Origin of the sequence: Escherichia sp. E.sYA108, from assembly GCF_011754335.1 — a bacterium.
In the GTDB taxonomy this organism is placed as follows: domain Bacteria; phylum Pseudomonadota; class Gammaproteobacteria; order Enterobacterales; family Enterobacteriaceae; genus Escherichia; species Escherichia coli.
Genome location: NZ_JAAQVZ010000001.1, coordinates 3,656,450 through 3,679,371 on the forward strand (window position 1 = coordinate 3,656,450; position 22,922 = coordinate 3,679,371).

Annotated in this window: 18 protein-coding genes, 1 tRNA gene and 4 pseudogenes; 15 read left to right on the forward strand and 8 right to left on the reverse strand. The window is 52.0% G+C overall.

Going from position 1 to position 22,922, the window contains the following annotated elements:
• The first annotated feature begins 124 nt into the window (after positions 1-124).
• From nrfB to HBM92_RS17635, 5 genes and pseudogenes are all read left to right on the forward strand, one after another.
• Positions 125-2,362, forward strand: a pseudogene (nrfB, locus tag HBM92_RS17615) (cyclic di-3',5'-guanylate-activated glycosyltransferase NrfB).
• Complete coding sequence (nfrA, locus tag HBM92_RS17620) at positions 2,349-5,321, forward strand: bacteriophage adsorption protein NfrA (RefSeq protein WP_001304814.1); 2,973 nt, start codon at positions 2,349-2,351, stop codon at positions 5,319-5,321. The pseudogene nrfB and the gene nfrA overlap by 14 nt, the downstream one beginning before the upstream one ends.
• Positions 5,322-6,212 (forward strand): DUF4434 family protein, encoded by an 891-nt coding sequence (locus HBM92_RS17625; RefSeq protein WP_001224595.1) that lies wholly within the window; start codon positions 5,322-5,324, stop codon positions 6,210-6,212.
• Between the two features lie 658 nt (positions 6,213-6,870).
• Positions 6,871-7,824, forward strand: a complete 954-nt coding sequence (ompT, locus tag HBM92_RS17630) for an omptin family outer membrane protease OmpT (RefSeq protein ID WP_001201849.1) — start codon at positions 6,871-6,873, stop codon at positions 7,822-7,824.
• 243 nt (positions 7,825-8,067) lie between these two features.
• Entirely contained in the window at positions 8,068-8,724 is a 657-nt protein-coding gene (locus HBM92_RS17635) for a class I SAM-dependent methyltransferase (protein WP_000742375.1), read from the forward strand.
• 54 nt (positions 8,725-8,778) lie between these two features.
• On the opposite strand, the pseudogene HBM92_RS17640 reads toward HBM92_RS17635, so the two are convergent.
• Positions 8,779-9,153 (reverse strand): annotated as a pseudogene (locus tag HBM92_RS17640) (tail fiber assembly protein); the annotation flags it as partial.
• 18 nt (positions 9,154-9,171) lie between these two features.
• On the opposite strand from HBM92_RS17640, the pseudogene HBM92_RS17645 reads away from it, so the two are divergent.
• Positions 9,172-9,761 (forward strand): annotated as a pseudogene (locus HBM92_RS17645) (site-specific integrase); the annotation flags it as partial.
• 15 nt (positions 9,762-9,776) lie between these two features.
• Here HBM92_RS17645 and HBM92_RS17650 read toward each other — a convergent pair.
• Positions 9,777-9,853, reverse strand: a tRNA-Arg gene (locus HBM92_RS17650).
• Between the two features lie 32 nt (positions 9,854-9,885).
• Entirely contained in the window at positions 9,886-10,083 is a 198-nt protein-coding gene (locus HBM92_RS17655) for a hypothetical protein (protein ID WP_000025786.1), read from the reverse strand.
• 40 nt (positions 10,084-10,123) lie between these two features.
• On the opposite strand from HBM92_RS17655, the gene folD reads away from it, so the two are divergent.
• From folD to HBM92_RS17670, 3 genes and pseudogenes are all read left to right on the forward strand, one after another.
• Positions 10,124-10,990, forward strand: a complete 867-nt coding sequence (gene folD, locus HBM92_RS17660; protein ID WP_000729155.1) for a bifunctional methylenetetrahydrofolate dehydrogenase/methenyltetrahydrofolate cyclohydrolase FolD — start codon at positions 10,124-10,126, stop codon at positions 10,988-10,990.
• Position 10,991: 1 nt separating this feature from the next.
• A complete protein-coding gene (gene ybcJ, locus HBM92_RS17665; protein ID WP_000190290.1) occupies positions 10,992-11,204 on the forward strand; it encodes a ribosome-associated protein YbcJ in 213 nt (70 codons plus the stop codon).
• Positions 11,205-11,311: 107 nt separating this feature from the next.
• Positions 11,312-11,833, forward strand: a pseudogene (locus tag HBM92_RS17670) (metal-dependent hydrolase).
• Positions 11,834-11,868: 35 nt separating this feature from the next.
• Here the strand turns inward: HBM92_RS17670 and cysS are convergent.
• Positions 11,869-13,254, reverse strand: coding sequence for a cysteine--tRNA ligase (cysS, locus tag HBM92_RS17675; protein ID WP_000912345.1), 1,386 nt, complete (start codon positions 13,252-13,254; stop codon positions 11,869-11,871).
• Between the two features lie 173 nt (positions 13,255-13,427).
• Here cysS and ppiB point away from each other — a divergent pair, with 173 nt between their 5' ends.
• The 5 genes from ppiB to purK all read left to right on the forward strand — a co-directional run bounded on the left by ppiB (position 13,428) and on the right by purK (position 16,756).
• Positions 13,428-13,922 carry a peptidylprolyl isomerase B gene (gene ppiB, locus HBM92_RS17680; RefSeq protein WP_000256002.1) on the forward strand — a complete coding sequence of 165 codons (495 nt, stop codon included), beginning with the start codon at positions 13,428-13,430 and terminating at the stop codon, positions 13,920-13,922.
• Positions 13,923-13,924: 2 nt separating this feature from the next.
• On the forward strand, positions 13,925-14,647 hold the full coding sequence (gene lpxH, locus HBM92_RS17685) for a UDP-2,3-diacylglucosamine diphosphatase (RefSeq protein WP_000212234.1): 723 nt from the start codon (positions 13,925-13,927) through the stop codon (positions 14,645-14,647).
• 110 nt (positions 14,648-14,757) lie between these two features.
• Positions 14,758-15,087, forward strand: coding sequence for a hypothetical protein (locus HBM92_RS17690; RefSeq protein ID WP_001188438.1), 330 nt, complete (start codon positions 14,758-14,760; stop codon positions 15,085-15,087).
• Positions 15,088-15,182: 95 nt separating this feature from the next.
• Positions 15,183-15,692 (forward strand): 5-(carboxyamino)imidazole ribonucleotide mutase, encoded by a 510-nt coding sequence (gene purE / locus HBM92_RS17695; RefSeq protein WP_001304818.1) that lies wholly within the window; start codon positions 15,183-15,185, stop codon positions 15,690-15,692.
• Positions 15,689-16,756 carry a 5-(carboxyamino)imidazole ribonucleotide synthase gene (gene purK / locus HBM92_RS17700; protein WP_000815579.1) on the forward strand — a complete coding sequence of 356 codons (1,068 nt, stop codon included), beginning with the start codon at positions 15,689-15,691 and terminating at the stop codon, positions 16,754-16,756. Before purE ends, purK begins: the two co-directional genes overlap by 4 nt.
• A gap of 132 nt (positions 16,757-16,888) precedes the next feature.
• Here the strand turns inward: purK and HBM92_RS17705 are convergent, their stop codons facing one another.
• From HBM92_RS17705 to HBM92_RS17720, 4 genes are read right to left on the reverse strand one after another with little or no spacing between them, the layout of a single operon-like run.
• Complete coding sequence (locus tag HBM92_RS17705; RefSeq protein WP_000855367.1) at positions 16,889-17,782, reverse strand: carbamate kinase; 894 nt, start codon at positions 17,780-17,782, stop codon at positions 16,889-16,891.
• The gene (locus HBM92_RS17710) at positions 17,779-18,594 is read right to left on the reverse strand and encodes a DUF2877 domain-containing protein (RefSeq protein ID WP_001304819.1); all 816 of its coding nucleotides are present in this window, start codon (positions 18,592-18,594) and stop codon (positions 17,779-17,781) included. The genes HBM92_RS17705 and HBM92_RS17710 overlap by 4 nt, the downstream gene beginning before the upstream one ends.
• Positions 18,595-18,604: 10 nt before the next feature.
• On the reverse strand, positions 18,605-19,864 hold the full coding sequence (locus tag HBM92_RS17715; RefSeq protein ID WP_000495395.1) for a DUF1116 domain-containing protein: 1,260 nt from the start codon (positions 19,862-19,864) through the stop codon (positions 18,605-18,607).
• A 9-nt stretch (positions 19,865-19,873) separates the two neighbouring features.
• On the reverse strand, positions 19,874-21,541 hold the full coding sequence (locus tag HBM92_RS17720) for an acyl-CoA synthetase FdrA (RefSeq protein WP_000580879.1): 1,668 nt from the start codon (positions 21,539-21,541) through the stop codon (positions 19,874-19,876).
• Between the two features lie 316 nt (positions 21,542-21,857).
• Here HBM92_RS17720 and allD point away from each other — a divergent pair, with 316 nt between their 5' ends.
• On the forward strand, positions 21,858-22,907 hold the full coding sequence (gene allD, locus HBM92_RS17725; protein WP_000703882.1) for an ureidoglycolate dehydrogenase: 1,050 nt from the start codon (positions 21,858-21,860) through the stop codon (positions 22,905-22,907).
• Positions 22,908-22,922: the final 15 nt, after the last annotated feature.

Below are 22,922 nucleotides of genomic sequence, written 5' to 3' on the forward strand. Positions count from 1 at the left end.
AACCAGTGTAAAAATAACATGCCGCAATAGTAATACCTATTAATGATAAAAAGCTGTCACAATTCATAAAAAACCTTAATATACGCCACCCTAAACATAACCAGCGTTAATGTAAGGTTTTTGTGTGGACTGGCTTCTTGATGTTTTTGCTACCTAGCTCTACGGCTTAAAAGTAATCGCGATAACGTTAGCGGTCATTATGTTCATCAGCGGGCTGGACGATTTTTTTATTGATGTCGTCTACTGGGTACGCCGCATTAAACGCAAGTTGAGTGTTTATCGCCGCTACCCGCGAATGAGTTACCGCGAACTGTATAAACCAGATGAAAAACCGTTAGCGATTATGGTTCCGGCGTGGAATGAAACGGGCGTCATCGGCAATATGGCCGAGCTGGCGGCGACCACGCTCGACTACGAAAACTATCATATCTTTGTTGGCACCTACCCCAACGACCCCGATACTCAGCGTGATGTTGACGAAGTGTGCGCTCGCTTCCCGAACGTGCATAAGGTAGTCTGCGCGCGTCCTGGCCCCACCAGCAAAGCCGACTGTCTGAACAACGTGCTGGACGCCATCACCCAATTTGAACGTAGCGCCAATTTCGCTTTTGCTGGTTTTATTCTGCATGACGCCGAAGATGTGATTTCACCGATGGAATTGCGTCTGTTCAACTATCTGGTCGAGCGTAAAGATCTGATTCAGATCCCAGTGTATCCGTTCGAACGCGAATGGACGCACTTCACCAGCATGACCTACATTGATGAGTTTTCAGAACTGCATGGCAAAGATGTTCCGGTGCGTGAAGCCCTCGCCGGACAGGTGCCCAGCGCAGGCGTCGGCACCTGTTTCAGCCGCCGCGCCGTGACCGCACTGTTAGCTGACGGTGACGGTATTGCTTTCGACGTGCAGAGTCTGACTGAAGATTACGACATTGGCTTCCGCCTGAAAGAGAAAGGTATGACGGAAATTTTTGTCCGTTTTCCGGTGGTGGACGAAGCCAAAGAACGCGAGCAGCGTAAATTTTTACAGCATGCACGGACGTCAAACATGATCTGCGTGCGCGAATATTTCCCCGATACCTTTTCGACTGCGGTTCGGCAAAAATCTCGCTGGATCATCGGCATTGTTTTCCAGGGCTTTAAAACCCACAAATGGACCTCCAGCCTGACGCTGAACTACTTTCTCTGGCGCGACCGCAAAGGGGCAATCAGTAACTTTGTCAGCTTCCTCGCGATGCTGGTGATGATCCAGCTTTTGCTGTTGCTGGCGTATGAAAGTTTGTGGCCCGATGCCTGGCATTTCCTTTCTATTTTCAGCGGCAGCGCATGGTTAATGACTCTGCTGTGGCTAAACTTTGGCTTGATGATTAACCGCATCGTGCAGCGGGTGATTTTCGTTACTGGCTACTACGGCCTGACGCAGGGGCTGCTATCTGTCCTGCGTCTTTTCTGGGGCAACCTGATTAACTTCATGGCCAACTGGCGCGCGTTAAAACAGGTACTTCAACACGGCGATCCACGTCGCGTCGCGTGGGATAAAACAACGCATGACTTCCCCAGCGTGACTGGCGATACCCGCTCGTTGCGTCCGTTAGGTCAAATCCTGCTGGAAAATCAGGTCATCACTGAAGAACAACTCGATACAGCACTGCGTAATCGCGTCGAAGGTCTACGCCTGGGCGGTTCAATGCTGATGCAGGGGCTGATTAGCGCCGAGCAACTGGCACAGGCGCTGGCAGAGCAAAACGGCGTGGCGTGGGAATCCATCGATGCCTGGCAGATCCCTTCCTCGCTGATTGCCGAAATGCCGGCCTCCGTGGCGCTGCATTATGCGGTACTGCCGCTGCGTCTGGACAATGATGAGTTAATTGTCGGCAGTGAAGATGGTATTGACCCGGTTTCGCTGGCGGCCCTGACGCGTAAAGTCGGACGCAAAGTGCGTTACGTCATTGTTCTGCGGGGACAAATTGTCACCGGATTACGCCACTGGTATGCACGCCGACGCGGTCACGATCCGCGGGCAATGTTGTACAATGCAGTTCAGCATCAGTGGCTCACGGAACAGCAGGCCGGTGAAATCTGGCGGCAATATGTGCCGCATCAGTTCCTGTTCGCCGAAATACTGACCACGCTCGGTCATATTAATCGTTCAGCAATTAACGTGTTGTTATTGCGCCATGAACGCAGTTCTCTGCCGCTCGGCAAGTTTTTGGTCACCGAAGGCGTTATCAGCCAGGAAACGTTGGATCGCGTCCTGACAATTCAACGCGAATTACAAGTTTCGATGCAATCACTATTACTCAAAGCAGGTTTAAACACTGAACAGGTTGCACAACTGGAGTCCGAAAATGAAGGAGAATAACCTTAATCGCGTCATCGGATGGTCTGGTTTACTGCTGACATCTTTATTGAGTACCAGCGCACTCGCAGACAATATCGGCACCAGCGCAGAAGAGCTGGGGCTGAGCGATTATCGCCATTTTGTTATTTATCCCCGTCTCGATAAGGCGCTGAAGGCACAGAAAAATAACGACGAAGCAACCGCCATCCGCGAATTTGAATATATACACCAGCAGGTGCCGGATAATATTCCGCTGACTTTATACCTTGCGGAAGCCTATCGCCATTTTGGTCATGATGACCGGGCGCGGCTGTTGCTTGAGGATCAACTGAAACGTCACCCTGGAGATGATCGGCTTGAGCGCAGTCTGGCGGCTATTCCTGTTGAAGTGAAAAGCGTTACGACTGTTGAAGAACTGCTTGCCCAGCAAAAAGCGTGCGATGCTGCGCCGACCCTGCGTTGTCGCAGTGAAGTCGGGCAGAATGCCCTGCGGCTGGCACAATTACCTGTCGCCAGAGCGCAACTGAACGATGCGACGTTTGCTGCATCGCCGGAAGGAAAAACGCTGCGAACCGATCTGCTGCAACGCGCAATCTACCTGAAACAATGGTCCCAGGCAGATACGCTATACAATGAAGCACGCCAGCAGAACACATTAAGCGCGGCAGAACGCCGTCAGTGGTTTGACGTGCTTCTTGCCGGGCAGTTGGACGATCGGATCCTGGCGCTGCAATCACAGGGGATCTTCACCGATCCTCAGTCATATATTACTTACGCGACCGCGCTGGCTTATCGTGGCGAAAAAGCACGCCTCCAGCATTATCTCATTGAAAATACGCCGCTATTTACCACGGACGCACAAGAGAAAAGTTGGCTCTATCTGTTATCTAAATACAGCGGCAACCCCGTTCAGGCGTTGGCGAATTATACGGTACAGTTTGCCGACAACCGCCAGTATGTTGTTGGCGCGACGCTACCGGTGCTGTTAAAAGAAGGTCAGTACGGCGCAGCGCAAAAACTGCTCGCCACCCTCCCCGCCAATGAAATGCTTGAGGAGCGTTATACCGTTAGCGTAGCGACCCATAACAAGGCTGAAGCTCTGCGTCTGGCACGATTGCTGTATCAGCAAGAACCGGCAAATCTTACCCGCCTGGATCAACTGACCTGGCAACTGATGCAGAACGAACAGTCACGCGAAGCTGCCGATTTATTGCTGCAACGCTATCCTTTCCAGGGCGATGCGCGTGTCAGCCAGACTTTAATGGCGCGACTGGCGTCTCTGCTGGAAAGTCATCCTTACCTGGCAACGCCGGCGAAGGTGGCGATTTTATCGAAACCCTTACCGCTGGCGGAGCAACGTCAGTGGCAAAGTCAGTTGCCGGGTATTGCAGATAATTGCCCGGCAATAGTTCGCTTGCTGGGCGATATGTCGCCTTCCTACGATGCCGCCGCCTGGAACCGTCTGGCAAAGTGTTATCGGGACACGCTACCCGGTGTGGCGTTGTATGCATGGCTTCAGGCCGAACAACGACAACCGGACGCCTGGCAACATCGTGCGGTAGCCTATCAGGCGTATCAGGTTGAGGACTACGCCACCGCACTGGCGGCCTGGCAGAAAATCAGTCTTCACGACATGAGCAATGAGGATCTGCTTGCTGCTGCCAATACCGCCCAGGCGGCAGGAAATGGTGCGGCTCGCGATCGCTGGCTTCAGCAGGCAGAACAACGTGGGCTGGGAAACAATGCCCTCTACTGGTGGCTGCATGCGCAACGTTACATTCCTGGTCAGCCGGAACTTGCACTGAACGATCTCACGCGCTCAATCAATATTGCGCCTTCTGCCAACGCTTACGTTGCGCGGGCGACAATTTATCGCCAACGTCATAATGTCCCGGCGGCGGTGAGTGATTTGCGCGCCGCGCTGGAACTGGAACCGAATAATAGCAACACCCAGGCAGCGCTCGGTTACGCCTTGTGGGATAGCGGTGATATCGCACAGTCGCGGGAAATGCTCGAACAGGCGCATAAAGGGCTACCGGACGATCCGGCACTTATCCGACAACTGGCCTACGTGAACCAGCGTCTGGATGACATGCCTGCGACGCAGCACTACGCCCGGCTGGTGATTGATGACATTGATAATCAGGCGCTGATAACCCCACTGACTCCAGAGCAAAATCAGCAACGCTTCAATTTCCGCCGTCTGCATGAGGAGGTCGGTCGCCGCTGGACGTTCAGTTTCGATTCTTCTATCGGCTTGCGTTCCGGCGCAATGAGTACCGCTAACAATAATGTCGGCGGCGCAGCGCCAGGGAAAAGCTATCGTAGCTACGGGCAACTGGAAGCCGAGTACCGCCTCGGACGCAATATGCTGCTGGAAGGCGACCTGCTCTCAGTTTATAGCCGCGTCTTTGCCGATACCGGAGAAAACGGGGTGATGATGCCGGTGAAAAATCCGATGTCCGGCACCGGTCTGCGCTGGAAGCCGCTGCGCGATCAGATCTTTTTCCTCGCCGTCGAACAGCAGTTGCCGCTGAACGGGCAAAATGGCGCATCCGATACCATGCTGCGCGCCAGCGCCTCATTCTTTAATGGCGGCAAATACAGCGACGAATGGCACCCGAACGGTTCAGGCTGGTTTGCCCAAAACCTGTACCTCGATGCGGCGCAATATGTCCGCCAGGATATTCAGGCGTGGACGGCAGATTATCGCGTAAGCTGGCATCAGAAGGTGGCGAACGGACAGACTATTGAGCCTTACGCTCACGTTCAGGACAACGGTTATCGTGATAAAGGCACTCAGGGCGCGCAGCTTGGCGGTGTCGGGGTCCGCTGGAATATCTGGACCGGCGAGACGCACTACGACGCCTGGCCGCACAAAGTCAGTCTCGGCGTCGAATATCAACATACCTTTAAGGCGATTAATCAACGTAACGGAGAGCGCAACAACGCGTTTCTCACCATTGGAGTGCACTGGTAAATGCGTAAGTTCATTTTCGTATTGTTGACACTGCTTTTGGTCAGCCCTTTTTCCTTTGCGATGAAAGGTATTATCTGGCAACCACAAAACCGTGATAGTCAGGTTACCGATACCCAGTGGCAGGGGCTGATGAGTCAGTTACGTTTGCAAGGCTTCGATACCCTGGTTTTGCAATGGACCCGTTACGGCGATGCATTCACCCAGCCAGAACAGCGCGCGTTATTGTTTAAGCGTGCTACAGCTGCGCAACAGGCTGGCCTGAAGCTGATTGTCGGGCTGAACGCCGATCCGGAATTTTTTATGCACCAGAAACAGTCGTCCGCAGCGCTGGAAAGCTATCTTAATCGCCTGCTGGCTGCCGATCTCCAGCAAGCCAGATTATGGAGCGCCGTGCCTGGCGTAACGCCGGATGGCTGGTACATCAGCGCGGAAATTGACGACCTGAACTGGCGCAGCGAAGCCGCCCGTCAGCCTTTGCTAACATGGTTAAACAACGCGCAGCGGTTGATTAGCGATGTTTCAGCAAAACCGGTTTATATCAGTAGTTTTTTCGCCGGAAACATGTCGCCAGATGGCTATCGCCAACTGCTGGAACAAGTTAAAGCAACCGGTGTTAATGTCTGGGTACAGGATGGCAGCGGCGTGGATAAACTGACCGCTGAACAGCGTGAACGTTATCTACAGGCCAGCGCCGATTGCCAAAGTTCCGCCCCAGCAAGCGGCATTGTTTATGAACTGTTTGTCGCTGGTAAAGGTAAAACGTTTACAGCGAAACCGAAACCGAACGCAGAAATTGCCTCGCTGTTAGCGAAACGTTCCTCTTGCGGTAAAGACACGCTCTATTTCTCTCTGCGCTATTTGCCCGCCGCGCAGAGTATCCTTGAGTATTAATGATTAAAGGGAGCAACTTAGCTTGCTCCTTTCCTTTTCACTTTCCTAATCAAAATCCTGGCAAGATGAATTGTTTAGCAGAATTTCTGTTTTCATTTTATTCGTCTGACGTGTTCCAATTATTTAGCAAAACCGCGACAACAAAGTGATGGTGTAATTTGTAAAAGGGAACAAATAAATGGCGAGGAAATGGCTCGCCCTGCAGGATTCGAACCTGTAGCCCACGACTTAGAAACTCCAAGAACGACATTTTAAATCAACAAATTACCGCGCCATCTCTGCGTTCACACGTTCCACCACCTCAAAATATGTAAAACCTTGCAAGCCATTGCGAGGCCTTATGTGTCTCAGTTTTGTTCCTCTTTTTTATACTAAAAAACACAGCAATTGAGGATAAACCTCATGCTATTATCGCTAATATGCATCTAAAGGCATGGCACTTGAATAGATAAAAACTCCACAAAGAAAAAAATAATTAGCCCATAAAACCACAATACAAAACACAAACAGACAATTAAACTAAAAAACTGACAGCGCATTGTGACAAAAATTCAATGTTAAACAAAATATAAACAGTGGGGCAATATACAATTGACTCATTAAGTTAGATATAAAAAATACATACTCAATCATTAAAACGATTGAATGGAGACCTTTTATGCGGGCGAAACTTCTGGGAATAGTCCTGACAACCCCTATTGCGATCAGCTCTTTTGCTTCTACCGAGACTTTATCGTTTACTCCTGACAACATAAATGCGGACATTAGTCTTGGAACTCTGAGCGGAAAAACAAAAGAGCGTGTTTATCTAGCCGAAGAAGGAGGCCGAAAAGTCAGTCAACTTGACTGGAAATTCAATAACGCTGCAATTATTAAAGGTGCAATTAATTGGGATTTGATGCCCCAGATATCTATCGGGGCTGCTGGCTGGACAACTCTCGGTAGCCGAGGTGGCAATATGGTCGATCGGGACTGGATGGATTCCAGTAACCCCGGAACCTGGACGGATGAAAGTAGACACCCTGATACACAACTCAATTATGCCAACGAATTTGATCTGAATATCAAAGGCTGGCTCCTCAACGAACCCAATTACCGCCTGGGACTCATGGCCGGATATCAGGAAAGCCGTTATAGCTTTACAGCCAGAGGGGGTTCCTATATCTACAGTTCTGAGGAGGGATTCAGAGATGATATCGGCTCCTTCCCGAATGGAGAAAGAGCAATCGGCTACAAACAACGTTTTAAAATGCCCTACATTGGCTTGACTGGAAGTTATCGTTATGAAGATTTTGAGCTAGGTGGTACATTTAAATACAGCGGCTGGGTGGAAGCATTTGATAACGATGAACACTATGACCCAGGAAAAAGAATCACTTATCGCAGTAAAGTCAAAGACCAAAATTACTATTCTGTTGCAGTCAATGCAGGTTATTACGTAACGCCTAATGCAAAAGTTTATATTGAAGGCGCATGGAATCGGGTTACGAATAAAAAAGGTGATACTTCACTTTATGATCACAATGATAACACTTCTGACTACAGCAAAAATGGTGCAGGCATAGAAAACTATAACTTCATCACTACTGCTGGTCTTAAGTACACCTTTTAACAACGTTAAATAGATTTTCTCCCCGGTGGTATTGTATAGCCCCGGGGAATTTGTTTACCGTTAAAAGCAAACAATATCCCCTAATATTGTAAGCATTTAACCTGCGTCCTGGCGTGTAACCTCTTACCGCAACACAAGACCCAATATATTCAAATTCGTTATGCCGTGGCATCATTTAACCCCTTGTAATTCATCTCTATAATTGATTTAATTCACAAATAAAACTATAACACGGTGAAACTAATGAAAAAAAACACAGATGATGGGGCTAAAATTTACACACCACTTACCCTAAAGCTTTATGACTGGTGGGTTTTGGGAGTATCAAATCGGCTTGCATGGGGATGTCCTACAAAGGAACACCTTCTTCCACACTTTCTGGAACATTTAGGTAACAACCATCTGGATATTGGCGTTGGAACTGGGTTTTACCTTACTCACGTACCTGAGAGTAGTCTGATATCTTTAATGGATTTGAACGAAGCTAGCCTGAACGCGGCATCGACAAGGGCTGGGGAATCAAAAATTAAACATAAAATTAGCCATGATGTTTTTGATCCTTATCCCGCGGCGTTACATGGTCAATTTGATTCCATTTCCATGTTTTACCTTCTTCACTGCCTGCCTGGAAATATATCTACAAAAAGCTGTGTAATACGCAATGCGGCGCAGGCCTTAACTGACGATGGAACTCTATACGGAGCCACAATTCTTGGTGACGGCGTTGTGCACAATAGCTTCGGTCAAAAACTGATGCGCATTTACAATCAGAAAGGCATCTTTTCAAACACAAAAGATTCCGAAGAAGGCTTAACACATATACTCTCAGAGCATTTCGAGAATGTTAAAACCAAGGTTAAAGGTACTGTAGTAATGTTTTCCGCTTCAGGGAAAAAATAGCATCCAGCCGCAGCACGTTCTTGCGCACGACGTGCTGCGGCATAATCCCAATGATTACTCTCTGACAGGGTTCACAGGCCACTCAATATCAGGGGCAGTTGATGTATCAACTCGGTTCAGCAACACCCGATACATCTTACAGGCTTCCAGCAACGAGGTTTCTTCCTCCGTATCCTTTATCCATGATGTGCCGTTCCACTTCTGAAACTCCCCTGCCGGGGATAACCAGGTAACATTTTCCGGTAACGGACCGAGCTCAGAAATAAATAACGCGTCCCCTGATGCCACGTCATAAACCGTTTTACCCCGATGGTCTTCAACGAGATGCCACGATGCCTCATCACTGTTGAAAACAACCACGAAGCCAGCCGGAATATCTGGCAGTGCAATATCAGTACTGTTTGCAGGCAAACCTGTATGAGGTGGAATGGCACAAGAGACTTACAAAAGAATCAGGAAAAACGCCTGATTGATGAGAGCCCCAAGCCACTGAAATCTGTCGTCAAGTTTGCGCTGGTAACTGTTCTGAGAAAGTCGAACATCATAAATCTGGAGTGGCAACAGATTGACATGCAGCGACAAGTTGCCAGGGTGAATCCAGAAGATAGCAAATCAAATCGCGCCATTGGTGTGGCGCTGAACGATACCGCCTCTAAAGTGCTGCATGATCAAACAGGCAAGCATCACAAATGTGGGTGTACATACCAGGGCGGCTAAGCGAGCAGATGGAACATCAATGCCTGCGCTCAGGAAGATGCGCATTGACAGCAAGACAGCATGGCTATCAGCTTGTCGTCGTGCAGGAGTTGAAAATTTCCGTTTCCATGACCTCTGGCATACCCGGACAAGCAGGTTGATTCCGTCAGGCGTCCCATTATCAGTGCTTCAGGAAATGGGCGGATGGGAGTCCAGAGAAATGGTTCGTAGATATGCTCACCTTGCGCCTAATCATTTGACTGAGCACGCGAGGAAAATAGACGACATTTTTGGTGATAATGTCCCACTCTGGAATTATAGAAGAAATAAAGAAGGCGTAACTGATTGAATTTTAATGGCGCGCCCTGCAGGATTCGAACCTGCGGCCCACGACTTAGAAGGTCGTTGCTCTATCCAACTGAGCTAAGGGCGCATTGATACCACGGTGTGCTGTAATCGCGTGAATTATACGGTCAACCCTTGCTGAGTCAATGGCTTTTGAACCAGTTGCTGAACAAGTGTACGACCGCATCTGATGTAGCTCACTATGGCGGCAAACCAACGACGGTTATCATGATAGGTGTGAATCAGCCAGGTACAGAAGGTTTTACTTTTCAGAAAACGAAAACTGACAGCGCGCCACGCTTCTGACAAAATAGACACATCCCCTTCGACCTACGTAACAGATGGAATCCTCTCTCTGATGGCAGCAAAGATTATTGACGGTAAAACGATTGCGCAGCAGGTGCGCTCTGAAGTTGCTCAAAAAGTTCAGGCGCGTATTGCAGCCGGACTGCGGGCGCCAGGACTGGCCGTTGTGCTGGTGGGTAGCAACCCTGCATCGCAAATTTATGTCGCAAGCAAACGCAAGGCTTGTGAAGAAGTCGGGTTCGTCTCCCGCTCTTATGACCTCCCGGAAACCACCAGCGAAGCGGAGCTGCTGGAGCTTATCGATGCGCTGAATGCCGACAACACCATTGATGGCATTCTGGTTCAACTGCCGTTACCGGCGGGTATTGATAACGTCAAAGTGCTGGAACGTATTCATCCGGACAAAGACGTGGACGGTTTCCATCCTTACAACGTCGGTCGCCTGTGCCAGCGCGCGCCACGTCTGCGTCCCTGCACCCCGCGCGGTATCGTCACGCTGCTTGAGCGTTACAACATTGATACCTTTGGCCTTAACGCCGTGGTGATTGGCGCATCGAATATCGTCGGTCGCCCAATGAGCATGGAACTGCTGCTGGCAGGTTGCACCACTACCGTGACCCACCGTTTCACTAAAAATCTGCGTCACCACGTAGAAAATGCCGATCTACTGATCGTTGCCGTCGGCAAGCCGGGCTTTATTCCTGGTGACTGGATCAAAGAAGGCGCAATTGTGATTGATGTCGGCATCAACCGTCTGGAAAATGGCAAAGTTGTGGGCGACGTCGTGTTTGAAGACGCGGCTAAACGCGCCTCATACATTACGCCTGTTCCGGGCGGCGTTGGCCCGATGACGGTTGCCACGCTGATTGAAAACACGCTACAGGCGTGCGTTGAATATCATGATCCACAGGGTGAGTAACATGGCGACATTTTCTTTAGGTAAACATCCGCACGTTGAGCTGTGCGACTTGCTGAAACTGGAAGGCTGGAGCGAAAGCGGCGCGCAGGCGAAAATCGCGATTGCCGAAGGCCAGGTGAAAGTCGACGGTGCGGTTGAAACGCGCAAACGCTGCAAAATTGTCGCCGGTCAGACAGTGAGTTTTGCAGGTCACACCGTACAGGTTGTTGCCTGATCCCTTTCCCGGCCTGTATCAACAGGCCGGTTCTCTTTTCAGACTTTTGCCCTCTACGCCCCGTTCATCCATGCTGATAGCATCGACATTTTGCCGAAGCGACCATCATGCCAACCGTTATTACGCACGCCGCCGTTCCCCTATGCATTGGTTTAGGGTTGGGTTAGAAAGCCATCCCACCGCGTCTGTTATTTGCCGGAATCGTCCTGGCGATGTTGCCTGATGCCGACGTATTATCGTTTAAATTTGGCGTTGCTTACGGCAACGTTTTTGGTCATCGCGGGTTTACCCATTCGCTGGTGTTTGCGTTTGTTGTCCCGCTGTTATGTGTGCTGATTGGACGTCGATGGTTCAGGGCTGGGCTGATTCGCTGCTGGCTGTTTTTAACCGTCTCATTGCTATCGCACAGCTTGCTGGATTCGGTAACCACTGGTGGTAAAGGCGTTGGCTGGATATGGCCGTGGTCAGATGAACGCTTTTTCGCTCCCTGGCAGGTGATTAAAGTCGCGCCGTTTGCATTGTCTCGTTACACCACGCCGTACGGGCATCAGGTGATTATTTCTGAATTGATGTGGGTGTGGTTGCCGGGGATGCTACTGATGGGAATGTTGTGGTGGCGCAGGCGATAACCGGATGCGAAAACTCGCATCCGGCAATAGCGCAATTACTTACGACGCCAGGTGGTCCCTTGCGGGCCATCTTCCAGCACGATCCCCATCTCGTTAAGGCGGTCACGCGCCGCATCTGCCGCCGCCCAGTCTTTCGCTTTACGGGCATCCAGACGCTGTTGAATTAACGCTTCAATCTCAGCCACTTCGCTGTCGTCTGCCTGCGCACCGCTTTGCAGGAACGCTTCCGGTTCTTGCTCCAGCAGGCCCAATACGGCAGAAAGTTTACGCAGGTGAGACGCCATTGCATTCGCCGCTGCCATATCTTCTGCTTTCAGACGGTTCACTTCACGCGCCATATCAAACAGCACGGAATAGGCTTCCGGGGTGTTGAAATCGTCGTCCATTGCTTCAATAAAGCGCGCTTCAAACGCTTCGCCACCGGCAGGCGCAACGGTTTTGTCTGTGCCGCGCAGCGCAGTGTAGAGACGTTCCAGCGCCGCACGCGCCTGTTTCAGGTTCTCTTCGCTGTAGTTCAACTGACTGCGATAGTGACCCGACATCAGGAAGTAACGCACAGTTTCCGCATCGTAGTATTTCAGCACATCACGCACGGTGAAGAAGTTACCCAGCGATTTAGACATCTTCTCGCGGTCAACCATCACCATACCGGAATGCATCCAGTAATTCACATACTGGCCATCGTGCGCACAGGTGGACTGGGCAATTTCGTTCTCGTGGTGCGGGAACATCAGGTCAGAACCGCCGCCGTGGATATCAAAGTGGTTACCCAGCTGCTTGCAGTTCATTGCCGAACATTCAATGTGCCAGCCAGGACGGCCCGCGCCCCACGGAGACGGCCAGCTCGGTTCGCCCTCTTTCGACATCTTCCACAGAACGAAGTCCATCGGGTTACGTTTGTCATCGACCACGTCAACGCGCGCGCCTGCCTGCAGCTGATCGAGATCCTGACGCGACAGCACGCCATATGTCGGATCGGTCGGGACGTCGAACATCACGTCGCCGTTGTCCGCCACATAAGCGTGACCTTTGGCGATCAGTTGTTCAGTGAGTTCAATAATTTCGGCGATATGGTGCGTCGCGCGCGGCTCCATATCCGGGCGCAAAATGTTCAAAGCATCAAAATCTTTGTGCATTTCGGCGATCATGCGATCCACCAGCGCCACAAAGCTTTCGCCATTTTCATTGGCGCGTTTGATGATTTTGTCGTCGATATCGGTAATGTTGCGCACATACTTCAGCTTATAGCCGAGGAAACGCAGATAGCGCGCAACCACGTCAAAAGCAACAAAAGTACGCCCGTGACCGATATGACAGAGATCGTAAACGGTGATTCCACACACGTACATGCCGACTTCCCCGGCGTGAATAGGCTTAAATTCCTCTTTTTGGCGTGTCAGAGTATTGAAGATTTTTAGCATCGAAGATTCCGTTTAGACATGTGTGGGTAATTGAGTTGCGTATAATACCCATATTTCCCGCGCGAATCAGCATACATTGCGAGATGATCCGATCGTGCGGTTATGCTATAACACCACCCTATATATGACCCGAACCGGGTTGAAGCACCAATCAAACGGAACAGGATGCAAAAATGGTTACTTTCCACACCAATCACGGCGATATTGTCATCAAAACTTTTGACGATAAAGCACCTGAAACAGTTAAAAACTTCCTGGACTACTGCCGCGAAGGTTTTTACAACAACACCATTTTCCACCGTGTTATCAACGGCTTTATGATTCAGGGCGGCGGTTTTGAACCGGGCATGAAACAAAAAGCCACCAAAGAACCGATCAAAAACGAAGCCAACAACGGTCTGAAAAATACCCGTGGTACGCTGGCAATGGCCCGTACTCAGGCACCGCACTCTGCAACTGCCCAGTTCTTCATCAACGTGGTTGATAACGACTTCCTGAACTTCTCTGGCGAAAGCCTGCAAGGTTGGGGCTACTGCGTATTTGCTGAAGTGGTTGAAGGCATGGACGTGGTAGACAAAATCAAAGGTGTTGCAACCGGTCGTAGCGGTATGCACCAGGACGTGCCAAAAGAAGACGTTATCATTGAAAGCGTGACCGTTAGCGAGTAATCGTGGCGACACTCTTTATTGCAGATCTTCATCTCTGCGCGGAAGAACCGGCGATCACCGCCGGTTTTCTGCGTTTTTTAGCGGGGGAGGCCCGCAAGGCCGATGCGCTGTATATTCTTGGCGATCTGTTTGAAGCCTGGATCGGCGACGACGATCCCAACCCACTTCATCACCAGATGGCCGCAGCAATCAAAGCGGTATCCGATTCCGGCGTTCCCTGTTATTTCATTCATGGCAACCGTGATTTTCTGCTCGGCAAACGCTTTGCCCGTGAAAGCGGCATGACGTTATTGCCGGAAGAAAAGGTGCTCGAACTTTATGGTCGTCGGGTGTTGATTATGCATGGCGACACGCTGTGCACCGATGACGCGGGTTATCAGGCTTTTCGTGCCAAAGTCCACAAACCCTGGCTGCAAACGCTATTCCTCGCCCTGCCGTTGTTTGTGCGCAAACGCATTGCCGCGCGAATGCGCGCGAACAGTAAAGAAGCCAACAGCAGTAAATCGCTGGCGATCATGGACGTTAACCAAAACGCGGTGGTCAGTGCGATGGAAAAACATCAAGTGCAATGGCTGATCCACGGGCATACCCATCGCCCGGCGGTGCATGAACTTATCGCCAATCAGCAAACGGCTTTTCGCGTGGTACTGGGTGCCTGGCATACAGAAGGTTCGATGGTGAAAGTCACGGCGGATGACGTTGAGCTAATCCATTTTCCTTTCTGACCACGAATGGACAGATTCTGAAAAAGCACCGAACTAACGCAACCTGTATATCTTTTTTAAAATCAGCAAGGTAATAATCTCTGAGTGAAATAACAACAGGGAATATTATTATGCAACGCTGCAACGGATTTTTGATTTCTGGCATCGCCCTTACGGCAGGAGCGCCACTGTGTATTAGCTGGTTCGGTCTTGTCGGCTTCTATTTTGGCGCATTGTCACTGGTAGCTGCGGCGGTCATTTCCTGGATAGTCTATTTCTGGCTCATTTATTTAGTACTCACCCGCCCCCATAACCAACGTTTTGTAGAAAGATTTATATTGATTGTCGGTATTTGCTTTTTTCCATGGAGCATTGTGTTGATATGGGCATTCTTTGCCAGTTCAGCCAGAGCGCATAATCAACACGCAGAACAAATTAAAAACTCAACAACTGACGGTTAATTCCGCCTACGCAACCGTTTTCCTTGCACTCTTTCCGTGCTATTCTCTGTGCCCTCTAAAGCCGAGAGTTGTGCACCACAGGAGTTTTAAGACGCATGTCTTCCCGCAATAATCCGGCGCGTGTCGCCATCGTGATGGGGTCCAAAAGCGACTGGGCTACCATGCAGTTCGCCGCCGAAATCTTCGAAATCCTGAATGTCCCGCACCACGTTGAAGTGGTTTCTGCTCACCGCACCCCCGATAAACTGTTCAGCTTCGCCGAAAGCGCCGAAGAGAACGGTTATCAGGTGATTATTGCGGGCGCAGGCGGCGCAGCGCACCTGCCTGGCATGATTGCCGCCAAAACGCTGGTGCCGGTGCTGGGCGTGCCAGTACAGAGCGCCGCACTGAGCGGTGTCGATAGCCTCTACTCCATCGTACAAATGCCGCGCGGCATTCCGGTGGGTACGCTAGCGATTGGTAAAGCTGGCGCGGCAAACGCGGCGTTACTGGCAGCACAAATTCTTGCGAATCATGATAAAGAACTGCACCAGCGTCTGAATGACTGGCGCAAAGCACAAACTGATGAAGTGCTGGAAAACCCGGACCCGCGAGGTGCGGCATGAAACAGGTTTGCGTCCTCGGGAACGGGCAGTTAGGCCGTATGCTGCGTCAGGCAGGCGAACCGTTAGGCATTGCTGTCTGGCCGGTCGGGCTGGACGCTGAACCGGCGGCGGTGCCTTTTCAACAAAGCGTGATTACCGCTGAGATCGAACGCTGGCCGGAAACTGCATTAACCCGCGAGCTGGCGCGCCATCCGGCCTTTGTGAACCGCGATGTGTTCCCGATTATTGCCGACCGTCTGACTCAGAAGCAGCTTTTCGATAAGCTCCACCTGCCGACCGCACCGTGGCAGTTACTTTCCGAACGCAGCGAGTGGCCTGCGGTGTTTGATCGTTTAGGTGAGCTGGCGATTGTTAAGCGCCGCACTGGTGGCTATGACGGACGCGGTCAATGGCGTTTACGCGCCGATGAAACCGAACAGTTACCTGCTGAATGCTACGGCGAATGTATTGTCGAGCAGGGCATAAACTTCTCTGGTGAAGTGTCGCTGGTTGGCGCGCGCGGTTTTGATGGCAGCACCGTGTTTTATCCGCTGACGCATAACCTGCATCAGGACGGCATTTTGCGCACCAGCGTCGCTTTCCCGCAGGCCAACGCACAGCTGCAGGCGCAAGCTGAAGAGATGTTGTCGGCGATTATGCAGGAGCTGAGCTATGTAGGCGTGATGGCAATGGAGTGTTTTGTCACCCCACAAGGTCTGCTGATCAACGAACTGGCTCCGCGTGTGCATAACAGCGGTCACTGGACGCAAAACGGTGCCAGCATCAGCCAGTTTGAGCTACATCTGCGGGCAATTACCGATCTGCCGTTACCGCAACCAGTAGTGAATAATCCGTCGGTGATGATCAATCTGATTGGTAGCGATCTGAATTATGACTGGCTGAAACTGCCGCTTGTGCATCTGCACTGGTACGACAAAGAAGTCCGTCCGGGCCGTAAAGTGGGGCATTTGAATTTGACCGACAGCGACACATCGCGTCTGACCGCGACGCTGGAAGCCTTAATCCCACTGCTGCCGCCGGAGTATGCCAGCGGCGTGATGTGGGCGCAGAGCAAGTTCAGTTAATTGATGCTCATTTTCTTGCCGGATGCGGCGTAAACGCCTTATCCGGCCTACCGTTCCGACACCGCCTGTAGACCTGATAAGACGCGCCAGCATCGCATCAGGCTAGATGTGCCAATTGCCTGGTGCCCATCACTACAGCGAAATACAAGTCCCCGCTTCGCCCGCCAGCGTCTCTTCAATCCGCGATAACGCCCCAATCCACGCGGGTTTACCACGGCTTCTGACATAGCCACTCACCGCCGTTACCTTCGGCCCCATCGAACCATCGGCTTTGGCAAATGGCGCTAACTCATCCGGTGTGGCATGGCGAATGGCACGTTGCTGCGGCGTTCCCCAGTTTTCATATACCGCATCAGCATCGGTGAGGATCACCAGTCCATCGGCATTAATCTGCTCGGCGAGCAACGCAGCGGCGAGATCTTTATCAATCACCGCTTCACTCCCTGCCCCGTCTTCCGTCACAGGCACACCGCCGCCGCCACTGCAAATCACCACATGCCCCTCTTTGAGCAACAACTCGATGGCTTCGCTGTCGAGAATTTTACGCGGTTGCGGAGACGCCACCACCCGGCGCAAATATTTACCATCACGTTTCATCTGCCAGCCGTAAGTCGCTTCCAGTGCCTCTTGTTCTTCTGGCTGATAAACCGGACCAATAAACTTCTCTGGCTGCAAAAACGCCGGATCATCAGGCGAAACCTCAATGCGCGTCAGCACCGTCGTGACATGCGGCATCTGCGGCTGTGCGCTCAAGCTCTGCGCCAGCATATAGCCAATCATCCCCTGGCTTTCCGCCACCAGTACATCCAGCGGATACGGTTCTACCTCTTTCCACGCCAGATTCTGTAACGCCAGCAGCCCCACCTGCGGCCCGTTGCCGTGAACAATCGCCAGCCGATAAGAACGGGCCAGGCGCGCCAGCGCGGGCACAGCACTGGCAATATTGCGATATTGATTTTCTGCCGTCAGCGCCTCACCGCGCTGGAGTAAGGCGTTGCCCCCAAGAGCCACAACCAGTGTTTTCATGGTTTTCCTTGTAATAATTGTTGGCCAAGCCAGAACCCCAGCAGCGTATCGGCCCCTGACGTATGCCCCAGCGCCAGCAGCGAATCGATCGCCGCTGCGGTACGTTTCGGGCAACTCAGAGCATGAACAAAGTGCAGGAGTGGCGAGGCGAAATATCCTTGCGCGGCATAACGTAAATAACTGACGCTCACCGCAGTGGTAACGAGTTGAAGATTGTCGGAACAGGCAAAAAACGGGCGACCGGAGCGCGCATCTAAAGCCCCATAATACCAGGCCGCCAGCAGCATTCCGCTCAGCGTGTCATCATGACTTGGCGTTAATCCGGGGCCTTTACCCAGCCAGTGCCGCCAGTCGGTCTTAACGCCATTGAGCGCGGCCTGAAAACAGTGACGAAACTGGCGTAATTCAGCAGGCAGCGGATCGCTTGCCGCCAATGCCAGTGGCCCGAAAAGCCCGGTTTCCTCCGCGCGTTGCATCCATGCAACGGCAAGCGCTTGAGGATGCGCAGGCGGCGTAATACGCAGCAGATAATAACGCTGTGGCTGTTTAACCGTGAAACGCCCGAGGCGAATCCCTTGTGCCACAACCTGTGGTCGTTCATTGCCGCATAATCCACCGCATAACGCATCGAATTGCGCGCGGCGAAGCACCCATCCGCCGGGGCCGAAACCACTCCCCTGACGATGCAGCGTTAACAGTTCGCCGCTTTCCGTCATCAGGTTAATCGCCCGCCGCCACACTCCCGCTAACCGCCAGGACTGGCGATAATTCGGTGCGCTACGGCTGGCAAGTAGAGGATGGATGATCGTCATTGTGCGTTCCTCAACCAATCCCCATGCTTTCAGCCAGTGCTTCCAGCGCCTGTTCAAAGCACGCCAGCGGTGCCCGCACAGTGCCTGCACCAATCTGCCCGATCCCCGCCTCTTTATGGGCGATACCGGTATTGATGAGTGGCGTAATGCCGGTTTCTACCACGCGACGAATATCCAGCCCCAGGCACGCGCCCTGAAAATCCCAGCTTGGGATCTGCAACTGCATATTGCGCTCAAGGTAAATTTCCGCCATCTCTTCAGAAACGGTTCTGGCCGCTTCCATGCCACCCGCACCGACAAAGCGCGTTACGCCAGGCGCTGCGATCATCGCCGCTCCGCCAATACCAAAGGTTTCGGTAATCGCGCTGTCGCCCATATCCGGGTTCGCCTGCTCCTGCGAGAAGCCGGTGAAAAACAGACCTTGCGGAGTGTTTACAGGCGCCGTAAACCAGCGTTCACCCAGCCCGCTGACCCGAATCCCGAACATATTGCCGTTGCGGGTCATAGCCGTAACGATGCTGCCTGCGCGGATCATCGCGCCTGCATCCATCGCCGCCTTGCAGTAAGCCATCGCGAGGTTAAGGAAGAACTGATCGGTCACGCTGAGGAAATCCATCACTTCCGCAATGTGCTGTTTATCATGATCGAGGCGAGCAATTTGTGGGGCCAGCGCACGCATTAACAGTGCAGAGGAAGCAATGTTGCGTTGATGGAACTCATCGCCCATGGTAATGCCCTGCGCCATCATTGCCGTGAGATCGATGCCGCGCTCCATGCGCCCCAGCGCCGCGCTTAATACTGGCATTAACACATCGCGCATCCAGCGATGGCGAGTCAGGACATCTTCGCCGTAAGCGCCAAAACGCATCACTTTGCCGATACCTTCGTTGAGGTTGCAGTACGCCCGGTTGCCGTCGGTCACGTTCTCGACCACCAGCATCGGCATACTGGCAGAAGTAATGCCGCCCATTGGCCCGACAGCATTCACATGGTGACAAGGAATGAAGTTCACTTCCCCCTGCTCCAGCATTGCCAGTGCCTGCGCTTCATCTTTCGCCCAGCCTTCAAACAGACATGCGCCCACACATGCACCTTTCATTGGCCCGGTCATCTCCTGCCAGCGCATTGGCGGCCCGGCGTGAAGCAGTGTTTTGCCCTTGTTTAGTTCGCTGATAAGTGAAGAAGCCGGTTGCACATCCAGCCAGTGTGGACGAGCCCGACGAATTTGTTCAATAACCGCAGCATTGGCTTGCGCCACTGATGTAAACATGGGAACCCCTTATTGCAAACGTTCTAATAAACGAGCCAGTTTTTTATTGCCGCCGGCGACTGGCGACCATTGGTAATGCACAACCGGTTTGCTGGCGCTTTGTAGCTCCAGCGCAAAGCTGCGTAATCCGATGTTAATCACGGCGACGTTTTCCAGTAATGACGGTGTGTGTTGCTGTGTGGCAGGCGAGAGCGGATGAATTAACGCCGCCGCCAGCAAGGTGGCTTCCGGCAGCGAACTCACTACCGCGATCCCCGCATCTTCCAGCGTGGCGATTTGCTGCGAGCGGCATTGCGGGTCACGTTCAGTGCCTGTCACCGTGGCAATGGCATACAGTGGTTGATTGTCTGAACGCGCGGCACAGGCTTTTTGCCAGGCGCTCACCAGCGAGGCGGCAGGATCGGCGGTCGCACCGAAGCCAATCACGACATCAAGCAGCAACACGCGCACTTGCGGTTTAGCGCCGAGATCGGCAATTAACAGGTTGCGTAAGGTCGGGTCGATCATCGGATGGGGACGCCCGACGGTGTAAAAATCATCGCCCAGGTCGAGGATCTGATGTCCGTCGGCGTCCAGCATCATGCCATGTTGATGGGTATCGTCGGCTTCCACGCCAAGGTGTCCGGCAAGTAATCCCGCCGCTTCAGCAGCCAGCGTACCGCCGGTATACAAACCGCAAATAAATCCGCTGCTGACAGGCGCTATCGCGTTACGTCGCGCAGTGACGCGTGAAAGCAGACAAGCCAGACGAGCGGCCTCATCCAGCGAGGAGGCAAACCAGACATTCTCGTCGCGGGCCACCGCCGGGGTATAACCTAAAAACAGCGCCACCGTCGGTTTGCCAGTTGCTTTCATGGCATTAACAATTTTCAGACGCACAGTTTCGGCAGGTGGTTTTGAAACAAATGCCAGCACTTCGCTTTTCTCGTCTGCACTGAGCATTTCCAGCGCCGTTAGCGCACTGATGCCGCCCACTTCACGGCTGAGATCGCGCCCGCCAAGACCAATCGCGTGAGTAATTCCCTCCCCTGCCAGCGCAATCTGTGAGCACAGCTCCTGAATCCCGGTACCGGAAGCGCCTATGACGCCAATGTTGCCTTCCGGCATCACGTTAGCAAAAGCCAGCGGCGTGGCGGCAATCATCGACGTACCGCAGTCTGGCCCCATCACCAGCAAGCCTTTTTCCCGCGCGCGGGTTTTAAGTTGGATTTCATCTTCCAGCGTGACGTTATCGGAAAACATCATCACGTTGAGGTTGCGATCCAGCGCCTGGTTCGCCAGCTCCGCCGCATACTCACCAGCCACTGAAATCAGCGCCAGATTGGCATCGGGTAATTTCTGACAGGCACTGTCCCAGCGACGCACCTGCGTCAACGCCTGGCTGCTGCCTGAACCCTGCGCCAGTTGTTTTAGCGCCTCTTCAAGCTGCTGCATAACCGCCTGCGCGATCCCCGCATCCGCCGCTTCGCTACGAATTGCCACGCAAATATCGTTCGGCGTGGCGTTATTAAAATCGTCATGCCAGAAACCTGTAGTATCTAATAACGCTTTATTGGCGGGCGTACCCATCATTACGGAAACATCATCAACATTTTCTGATTCGCTGAGTTTTCGTGAAATAATCATTAAACTGACCGAATCCTGAAAACACCCTTTTTTAATAAAGGCGTGGATCATAACAACTCCTTAAAAATTGCACCCATGGCAATTGCACGAGCAGTGTTAATGTGGCGATTACGGTATCGATGACAACGAGTAAATAAGGTGATGAATATCACACGGGAATTATTAACAAAAGAATTCAAATAACCGCCAGACTATTACGCGTTATTTTTTAATAAGCATGGTTGTTTTAAAAACCAGGTTAAAAGCACGAAGATTATCAAATAAATTCTAACTATATTTTTTTGCCTGTCTGGATCACATAATCCAGATATTTTCCCTGTATGTTAATTGCAGTCATGCTTCACACCGTCGTTAAAAAGGAAGACAGATGAAAATCAGTCGGGAAACACTCCACCAGCTAATCGAGAATAAACTCTGCCAGGCTGGGTTAAAACGTGAGCACGCTGCAACCGTGGCTGAAGTATTGGTTTACGCCGATGCCAGAGGGATCCACTCTCATGGCGCGGTGCGCGTTGAATACTACGCCGAACGTATTTCAAAAGGCGGCACCAACCGCGAACCGGAGTTTCGTCTTGAGGAAACCGGACCGTGCTCGGCAATTTTACATGCCGACAATGCCGCCGGACAGGTCGCAGCGAAAATGGGTATGGAACATGCCATCAAAACCGCCCAGCAAAAAGGCGTTGCGGTGGTCGGTATCAGCCGGATGGGTCACAGCGGCGCAATCTCTTATTTTGTGCAGCAGGCAGCCCGCGCCGGATTAATTGGCATTTCGCTGTGCCAGTCCGATCCAATGGTGGTGCCGTTTGGCGGCGCGGAAATTTACTACGGCACTAACCCACTGGCCTTTGCCGCGCCGGGAGAAGGCGACGAGATCCTTACCTTTGATATGGCGACTACCGTACAGGCATGGGGAAAAGTGCTCGACGCCCGCTCGCGCAATATGTCTATCCCGGATACCTGGGCAGTCGATAAAAACGGTGCACCAACAACCGATCCGTTCGCGGTACATGCTCTGCTCCCCGCCGCTGGGCCGAAAGGGTATGGCCTGATGATGATGATTGACGTCCTCTCAGGCGTCTTACTCGGCTTACCGTTCGGGCGACAGGTTAGTTCGATGTATGACGATTTACACGCCGGGCGTAATTTGGGGCAATTACATATAGTTATTAACCCGAACTTTTTCTCCTCCAGCGAATTATTCCGTCAACATCTTAGCCAGACCATGCGCGAATTAAATACCATTACCCCCGCGCCCGGTTTTAATCAGGTTTATTATCCCGGACAGGATCAGGATATTAAACAACGCAAAGCCGCCGTCGAAGGCATCGAAATTGTTGATGATATTTACCAGTATTTAATTTCCGACGCGCTTTATAACACGTCATACGAAACGAAAAATCCCTTTGCGCAATAATTATTGAGACAGGAC

Bases quoted from the DNA above. Each gene is read 5' to 3' on its own strand.
- nfrA (WP_001304814.1), top strand. From the start codon at position 2,349: ATGAAGGAGAATAACCTTAATCGCGTCATCGGATGGTCTGGTTTACTG.
- HBM92_RS17625 (WP_001224595.1), top strand. From the start codon at position 5,322: ATGCGTAAGTTCATTTTCGTATTGTTGACACTGCTTTTGGTCAGCCCT.
- ompT (WP_001201849.1), top strand. From the start codon at position 6,871: ATGCGGGCGAAACTTCTGGGAATAGTCCTGACAACCCCTATTGCGATC.
- HBM92_RS17635 (WP_000742375.1), top strand. From the start codon at position 8,068: ATGAAAAAAAACACAGATGATGGGGCTAAAATTTACACACCACTTACC.
- folD (WP_000729155.1), top strand. From the start codon at position 10,124: ATGGCAGCAAAGATTATTGACGGTAAAACGATTGCGCAGCAGGTGCGC.
- ybcJ (WP_000190290.1), top strand. From the start codon at position 10,992: ATGGCGACATTTTCTTTAGGTAAACATCCGCACGTTGAGCTGTGCGAC.
- cysS (WP_000912345.1), bottom strand. From the start codon at position 13,254: ATGCTAAAAATCTTCAATACTCTGACACGCCAAAAAGAGGAATTTAAG.
- ppiB (WP_000256002.1), top strand. From the start codon at position 13,428: ATGGTTACTTTCCACACCAATCACGGCGATATTGTCATCAAAACTTTT.
- HBM92_RS17690 (WP_001188438.1), top strand. From the start codon at position 14,758: ATGCAACGCTGCAACGGATTTTTGATTTCTGGCATCGCCCTTACGGCA.
- purE (WP_001304818.1), top strand. From the start codon at position 15,183: ATGTCTTCCCGCAATAATCCGGCGCGTGTCGCCATCGTGATGGGGTCC.
- purK (WP_000815579.1), top strand. From the start codon at position 15,689: ATGAAACAGGTTTGCGTCCTCGGGAACGGGCAGTTAGGCCGTATGCTG.
- HBM92_RS17705 (WP_000855367.1), bottom strand. From the start codon at position 17,782: ATGAAAACACTGGTTGTGGCTCTTGGGGGCAACGCCTTACTCCAGCGC.
- HBM92_RS17710 (WP_001304819.1), bottom strand. From the start codon at position 18,594: ATGACGATCATCCATCCTCTACTTGCCAGCCGTAGCGCACCGAATTAT.
- HBM92_RS17715 (WP_000495395.1), bottom strand. From the start codon at position 19,864: ATGTTTACATCAGTGGCGCAAGCCAATGCTGCGGTTATTGAACAAATT.
- HBM92_RS17720 (WP_000580879.1), bottom strand. From the start codon at position 21,541: ATGATCCACGCCTTTATTAAAAAAGGGTGTTTTCAGGATTCGGTCAGT.
- allD (WP_000703882.1), top strand. From the start codon at position 21,858: ATGAAAATCAGTCGGGAAACACTCCACCAGCTAATCGAGAATAAACTC.